Below are 7,319 nucleotides of genomic sequence, written 5' to 3'. Positions count from 1 at the left end.
CGTTGGGCTGAGTTGGTATCGCCCTCCACCCAGGAGCAGACCCGCCCGATCTTCGAAGACGTCCCCGAGGAGACCGTCACGGTCTTCCGCGGCGCCTCAGGTCCCCAGCGAGGCGTGACCGGTCTTTCCGAGGACGAAGGGCGACTGGGGCGGTTTCTCACCACCACCCATGACGTGTTCTGGCTCGGTGTCCACGGTGGGGCCGGGGAGTCCGTGCTGGCCAACCTGCTCGGCGGCACCTCCTGCCACCACCGGTGGCCCGCCCGCCCAGATGAGGAGACCCAGCACGCCCCAGCGCCGGTCTTCCTCGTGGCCCGGCAGAACAAACGAGGCCTCGACGCCGCCCGTCTCGCCGCCCGCGACTGGGCCGCCGGCGCCCACCCCGATGTCGACCTCCAAGGCCTGGTCCTGGTGGCTGATGCCCCGGGGCGCACCCCGAAGTCCTTGGTCGCAGCGACCCGGGTGATCTCCGGCGGTGTGCCCTCCACCTGGGTGGTGCCCTGGATCGAAGAGCTCCGGCTCACCGGGACCGTGGACTGGGAATCCATGGCCCGGGAGCCGAGAAAAGTCCTCACCGCCCTCGGTGAGGCAGCCGATGAAGCACTTTCTGAGAGGACCCCCCAATGATCGACCTCGTACTGGCTGCACAGGACACCGTGCTGGCGCTGCCGTCCGCCCTGCCCGACTCCGACCCGCTGGCCCCTCCCGGCATCGGCGACACCTGGAACCGCATGGTCGGTGTCGGCAAATGGATCGCCCTGGGCATCGCCGTCCTAGGCCTGCTGGTGGTCGGCGGAAAGATGGCCTTCGACGCCCGCCGCGGGGAGACCACCGAAGAGGTCTCCGGAATCATCAAAATCGTGCTGGCCGTGGCTCTGATCTCCGGCGGCGCCTCGATCCTCTCCTTCATCTCCGGGGCATGACCTCTGGCCTCCGCAAGACCAACCCCCCGCATCAGAGGAGCAGCAGGTGACAGATCAGATCCAGACCGACGACAACAACACCTGGTGGAAGGCCCCCCGCTTTCTCATCTCAGCCGTCCTGGTCGCGCTGCTGATCGTGCTGGGGGTAGTTCTGTGGCTGTGGCCCGACGGTGAAGAGCCCACCCAGGCCGCCCCGGCACCGGCCACGACCGCCGAACCGGTCTCGGGCGAGGAGTCGGTGTGCGGGCTGGACGCCACCGGCGGCACCACGCTCACGAAAGCCCCCGAGGACGTCGAATGGACCGCCCTGGGCGCGATCTACGCACCGTCCTCGGAGGAGCACGGGCCTGGCACCGTGGATGAGTCCACCGGCGTCCGCTCCTGCTACTCCCACACCCCCGAGGGCGCACTTCTTGCCACCACGAACATCCTGACTTCGGGCAATGACCCGCAGCTACTGCTGGACACCATCAAAGCGCAGGCCGTGGACGGCCCGGGCAGAGACGTGGCCATCGGCCAGGTCCAGCAACGACTGAGCTCAGGTGACACTGCGACAGTTCCCTTGGAAGTCGGCGGTTTCCGGCTGCTGTCTTACACCGCAGACAAAGCGTCCGTGGAGGTCGTCGTTGCCGCCGACGACGGCACCGAGGACATCTACATGACCACCGGCGTTGACCTCGTATGGACGGAGGGTGACTGGCACGTCTCCTTCCAGGAGAACGGCGATCCCGGCCCGGTGTCCGGTCAGGTGTCAGACCTGAGCGGGTACATCGAGTGGGGTCCTCACGATGGCTGAGGAAAACAGCTGCAATCCCATCGACGTCATCTGTAAGACCAAGGAGGGCATCAGCAGCACGCTCAGCGGGGCGGCCGGGGATGCGCTGGATCAGATCGCGGACGGTGTGACCTCGGCCGTGGTCGAGACGATCGCCTCCCTGGGGTCGATGTGGACCACGGTTGGTAGCGCCAGCCTCACTAGCGAGAACGGCGGCGCTGCCGAGGCTCCGGTCCGGGGAGCGTTCAACGATCAGGTCGATCTGCTGCTGAGCTACGCGAGCTGGATCGGGCTGGGGGTGTGCGTGTTCGGGGTGCTGTTCCTGGGCATCGTGTTGGCGACCAACGCCCGCCGCGGCGACGGGGCCGGCCTGGTCAACACGGCCACCGTGCTGGCCTCCGGGGCCGCCCTGATTGGTGGGGCCACCAGCCTGATTGGCTTCCTCGTCCCGGCTCGGGCGGGAAACCTGTCCGGGTCGGTGGGCTTCATCCAGGACCAGACCTTCTACCTCACCCTGGCCGTGGCCGCCCTGAGCGTGATGATTGCCGGGGCTCAGATGGCCTGGACCCAGCGCGCTGAACCGGCGAGGGACCTGCTGAAGAATCTGCTCACCCTGGCCGTGGTGACCGCTTCCGGGGTGACGATCCTCAACGTGCTGGTGGCCGGCACCGACGCCCTGGCCGTCCAAATCATCGACTCGGCCATCGGCGAGGACTTCCAGACCGATGTGCTCAAGCTTCTGGCCCTGGACAACGCCACCAGTGCCGGGGCGGCGGATCCGGTGTGGTTGGGCGGCAACGTCATCCTGATCATCGTCGGCGGGGTCGTGGCGATCATCGTGAACATCATCCAGTTGATGCTGATGGTGCTGCGCACCGGGATGCTGTTCCTGATGGCCGGGATCCTGCCGCTCTCAGCCGCCTTTCTGAACACCGAGACGGGCAAGAGCTTCTTCCAGAAGGTCATCGCCTGGACCCTGGCCTTCGCCTTCTACAAGCCGGCCGCGGCGTTGATCTACGGGTTGGCGATCAAGATGTCCACCACCGGCGTCTGGGAAGACGGAGGCAGCGGGCTGATCCAGTTCGCCGCCGGGCTGATGATGATCGTCGCCTCCGTGTTCGCCCTGCCCGTGCTCATCGGCTTCCTCAGCCCCGTACTGGGCTCGATGTCCTCCTCCGGCGGCAGCAGCGGCGGGGCGCTGGGGATCGCGGCGATGGGCGCGGCGATCCCACAGGGAGCCTCCCACCTGGCTCGCTCGGGACGCGGGTTCGGCTCTGACTCCTCCTCCACGCCGCCCTCGAAGGGCGGGTCGGGTTCCGCGCCTGCGGGTCCGTCGCCGGCTGCAGGTGGGGCCAGTGGCACCGCTGGGGCCAGTGCCACAGGCACGGCGGGCTCCGCTGGTGCTGCAGCCGCGGGTGCAGCGGCGGCACCGGTGGCGGCGGGCATGGCGGCCGCCAACGCCGTGCAGAAGACCGGGGAAGCCGCCTCCCAGGCCACCGAGTCCAGCGCGAAGGCCGGCACCTCCAGCACCGGCGGAAGCACCGGAGCGGCGGGAGCGTCCGCCACGGGCACCCCCGGCCAGGACGGTGCGCAGAGGTCCTCTACGGGGACCGGGGCGCAACCGACCCCCGGCACCGGGGCGGCACCTCGCGCCGGAGCTGGGACAGGGGCTCGTCCCACGCCGGGGTCCGGTGCTGGTGCAGCACCGGCACGCTCCGGGGCCCGTCCCACGGGCCCCACCGGCGCGGGACAGGCGGCGAAGGCCGCCCAGCAACAGGCACGTGCGTTCAAGGCGCAGATCGCCAACGAGACCGGAAACGAGGGCCGCCCTGATGGCGCAGACCGAAGCTAAGACGAGCGAGAACCGGCCGCGGGTGTACGGCAATTTCCGCACCCCGACCTCCAAGGGCCTGGCCGGGCTCTCCACGGCCGGCACCGTGCTGCTGATCGGTGGGGTGGTCGGCGGGATCCTGCTGATGATGCTCAACCTGTGGCTGGTGGCCCTGGGCTTCGAAGCGGTGATCCTGACCCTGATCGCGCTGTCCATGAGCAAGAACAAGCACGGACGCACCCTCATCGAGCGGATCGTCCGCCGGGCCGGGTGGGCCAACGCCGTCTACGCCGGGGCCAACGTCTACCGGGCCGGCCCCGTCAGCCGGGTGCCGTCAGGCACCACGAAGCTGCCCGGGGTCTCGGCACGTTCCAGGATCACGGAGCACGTCGACGGTTACGGCCGCCCCTTCGCCTTGGTCGAGGTCCCGCAGAAACACCACTACACCGTGGTGTTCTCCTCCGAGCCCGACGGCGGGGGCATGGTCGATCAGGAGCACATCAACCGGTGGGTGGACCGCTGGGCGCACTGGCTGGGCATGCTCACCGACGAACCGGGGCTGACCGCGGCCTCGGTGACGATCGAGACCGCCCCGGACTCCGGATACCGCCTCGCCCGGAAGATCGAGGCCCGCATGGCGGAGAATGCCCCGGCCTTCGCCCGCGACGTCATCAACGAGACCGTGCAGATGCTGCCCACCGGGGCCACCGTCACCCGGGCCTACATCGCGGTGACCTTCAAAGCCTCCGTGCGGGCCGGCGGGCGCATCCGCAAGCCGGAAGAGGTCGCCGATGACCTGGCCGCCCGGCTGCCCAACCTCACCCTGTCGCTCAACGACACCGGGGCCGGGGTGGCCGCCCCGCTCACCGCCCAGCAGCTGTGCGAGGTCATCCGGGTGGCCTACGACCCGGGAGAGGCCATCCTCTTCGACCGCGCCCACGCCGCCGGCAAGGCCCCGGAACTGAACTGGAGCGAGGTCGGCCCCCAGGCCGCCGACACCTTCTGGGACAGCTACCACCACAACAACTCCTGGTCGAAGTCCTGGGCGATGTCCGTGCCCCCGCGCTCCACCGTCCAGGCCAACGTGCTCCAAGCCCTCATCGCCCCGAACCCGGAACTGGTGCGCAAGCGCGTCACCCTGCTCTACCGCCCCATCGATCCGGCCCGAGCGGCCCAGATGGTGGAGAACGACATCAACACCGCCACCTTCAACGCCTCCTCCCGCAACCGCGCCACCGCCCGCGACACCCGTGAGACCCGCGCCGCCCAAGCCACCGCCGCCGAAGAGGCCGACGGGGCAGGGCTGCTGAACTTCGGGCTCGTCGTCACCGCCACCGTCCGTTCCAAGGGCGAGCTCGACGAGGCCGAAGCGATCATCGAGAACCTCGGGACCTCCGCGAGGATCCGCCTGGAGGAGGCCTACGGCGCCCAGGACTCCACCTTCGCCGCCGGCCTGCCCCTCGGCGTGGTCATCCCGGACCACCTGGCCCTGCCTTCGACCGTGAGGAACGCCCTCTAATGGCCACCACGAAACGCGACCAGATCATCCTCCCGGCCAGCCGGGGCAACGCCTCAACCACCGTCTTGGACCGTGCCTTCGCTCGGATGAGGGGTGGCAAGGTCTCCACTAGACCGAAGCGCACGGGCAGCACCTCCGTCACGGCCTCCTCCACCCGTCGCCCGGGCCCGCGGGGCCACAAGGGCCGGGGACTGGGCGAGGCGCAGCTGCTGCACCCGATCCGGGAAATGCGCGGCACCAACTACCAGGTGTGCGGGCTCTTCCCCTTCCCCATGGGCGGCGGTTCCCCGCTGGAAGGCGTCCCTTTGGGGCGGAACCTTTTGAGCGGGGAGCCGGTGTGCTGTGACCCGATCTCCTGGTTCCAGAAGCTGCGGGTGATCGCCAACCCCTCGGCCTTCATCATGGCCAACCCCGGGCTGGGCAAGTCCTCCCTGCTGCGGCGGATGGCCATCGGGCTGGCCGCCTTCGGGGTGTGGCCGATGGTGCTCGGCGACATCAAGGGCGAACACGTCGCCATGATCGAGCACCTGGGCGGGGCCGTGCTGCCGCTGGGCCGCGGGGTCGGCCACATCAACCCGCTCGACGACGCCGGAGCGGTCGCCGCGGCCAAGCTGCTCTCTGCTGCGAAGGCGGAGGAGCTGCTGGCCGATCTGCACACCCGGCGCTTCGACCTGATCCGGTCCCTGATCGCGATTCTGCGCAAGAAGCCGCTGGACGAGCGCGAGGATCAGATCCTGGATCGGTGCCTCACCGTCCTGGAAGCCCGCCACGCTGAGTCCGGCACGGTCCCGGTCATGGCGGATTTGCGCCAGGTGCTCAAGGACAAGCCGGTCGAGGTGCGCGAGGTCTCCCTGGATCGCGGCAACGATGAGCGTTACGAGGCCATCACGGAGGGTCTGGAGTCCTCGCTGAACTCCTTGTGCGGGACCGGGGCCTTCGGGCAGATGTTCGCCCGCCCCTCCACCAACAAGATCGACGCCTCCCGGCCGATGGTCTTCGACCTCTCGCGGATCTCCCAGTCCGAGTCCGACCTCCGGGCGGCCACGCTGTTGGCATGCTGGTCGATTGGCACCGGAACGGTGCGGACCTCCAACATGCTCGCCGACGATCGCGTGATCGAACGCCAGAGGTTCCTGCTCATCCTCGATGAGCTGTGGAACACCCTGGCGGCCGGGCCCGGCATCGTGGACCAGGTCAACGCGCTGACCCGTCTGAACCGGGAGATGGGGGTCGGGCAGATCATGGCCTCCCACACCCCGTCTGACCTGATGGCCGTCCGCGGTGAGGAGGACCGCGCGAAGGCCAAGGGCATCATGGACCGCTGCGGGATCAAGATCCTCGGCGGGCTGGCCAAATCCGAGATGCCGCTGCTCACCGAGTCCGTGCCGCTGTCGATGCGCGAGCAGGAACAGCTCGCTGCCTGGCAGGACCCGCCGGCCTGGAACCGCCGCGGGGACGAGGAGATCCAGTACACCAACGACGACGTGTACGCCTCCACCGACCGGCTCACGATCAACGAGGCCGAGCTGCGGGCCTGGCTGGAAGACCCCGAGAACCGGGAGTGGTACTTCGACGATCGCACCACCTCCCCGCCGCCGGGCCAGGGGAAGTTCTTCATCAAGGTCGGTGCGAGGGCCGGGATTCCGTTCTCGATGGAGTTCACCCCCACCGAACGCCGGTCCCAGGTCCACGACACCGAGAAGAAGTGGCACGAGGCCAAATCCCGCGCCGCCCAGGAAAGGGGCGAACGATGAGCTCCCTGGACCGCAAGTACAAGACCGGCGGCGGGGAGGTCGCCCTGCTGCTCACCTTGCTCTTTGCGCTGGTCGGTATCCCCGCGCTTCTCTACTTGGTGAACACCGCCGGACAGGCTCTCACCCCGCGTGGGGAGTCCTTGCCGGATGGGTACTGGGAACGGTCGTTGGGCACCTTCACCGGAGACCTTCCATGGCGCACCACCGAGATCGTCCTAGCCGCCACCCTCGGGTTGGTGACAGCGGCACTGTTCGTGCTGTGGGCCTTCAAGCGCCACCAGAAGACCCAGAAGGTCGTCAAGCACGACCGCGCCGCCCCGCGCATGGCCTCGGTGCGCGACGTCGCTCCCTTCACCGAGAAGCAGGCGAAGGCCAAGGCCGCCCGCTTCGGCGTCGACACCCCGGGGGTGATGATCGGCAAGATGGTCCGCGGCGGCCACACCCTCTACGCCTCCTGGGAGGACACCCTCCTGCACATCTGGGGCACCCGCACCGGCAAGACCACCTCCCAGGCCGC

The 7,319-nt window shown here is 68.9% G+C and carries 6 protein-coding genes and 1 pseudogene; all 7 read left to right on the top strand.

Annotated features, from left to right (window positions below):
- Window positions 1–627 (top strand): DUF6668 family protein (locus tag RF640_RS18495; RefSeq protein WP_368828621.1); only part of this gene is annotated, 627 nt, incomplete at its 5' end.
- Window positions 624–923, top strand: a complete 300-nt coding sequence (locus tag RF640_RS18490) for a hypothetical protein (RefSeq protein ID WP_368828620.1) — start codon at window positions 624–626, stop codon at window positions 921–923. The genes RF640_RS18495 and RF640_RS18490, both read left to right, overlap by 4 nt.
- A 46-nt stretch (window positions 924–969) precedes the next feature.
- Window positions 970–1,719 (top strand): hypothetical protein, encoded by a 750-nt coding sequence (locus RF640_RS18485; protein WP_368828619.1) that lies wholly within the window; start codon window positions 970–972, stop codon window positions 1,717–1,719.
- Entirely contained in the window at window positions 1,712–3,550 is a 1,839-nt protein-coding gene (locus tag RF640_RS18480) for a type IV secretion system protein (RefSeq protein ID WP_368828618.1), read from the top strand. Before RF640_RS18485 ends, RF640_RS18480 begins: the two co-directional genes overlap by 8 nt.
- A complete protein-coding gene (locus RF640_RS18475; RefSeq protein ID WP_368828617.1) occupies window positions 3,531–5,048 on the top strand; it encodes an SCO6880 family protein in 1,518 nt (505 codons plus the stop codon). The genes RF640_RS18480 and RF640_RS18475 overlap by 20 nt, the downstream gene beginning before the upstream one ends.
- Window positions 5,048–6,802 (top strand): ATP/GTP-binding protein, encoded by a 1,755-nt coding sequence (locus RF640_RS18470; RefSeq protein WP_368828616.1) that lies wholly within the window; start codon window positions 5,048–5,050, stop codon window positions 6,800–6,802. Before RF640_RS18475 ends, RF640_RS18470 begins: the two co-directional genes overlap by 1 nt.
- Window positions 6,799–7,319 (top strand): annotated as a pseudogene (locus RF640_RS18465) (conjugal transfer protein); the annotation flags it as partial. The gene RF640_RS18470 and the pseudogene RF640_RS18465, both read left to right, overlap by 4 nt.

Source organism: Kocuria sp. CPCC 205231 (assembly GCF_040980965.1).
Lineage (GTDB): Bacteria > Actinomycetota > Actinomycetes > Actinomycetales > Micrococcaceae > Kocuria > Kocuria rosea.
Note: the sequence above shows the minus strand (reverse complement) of the source record. Positions and strands in the feature narration are given on the sequence as shown.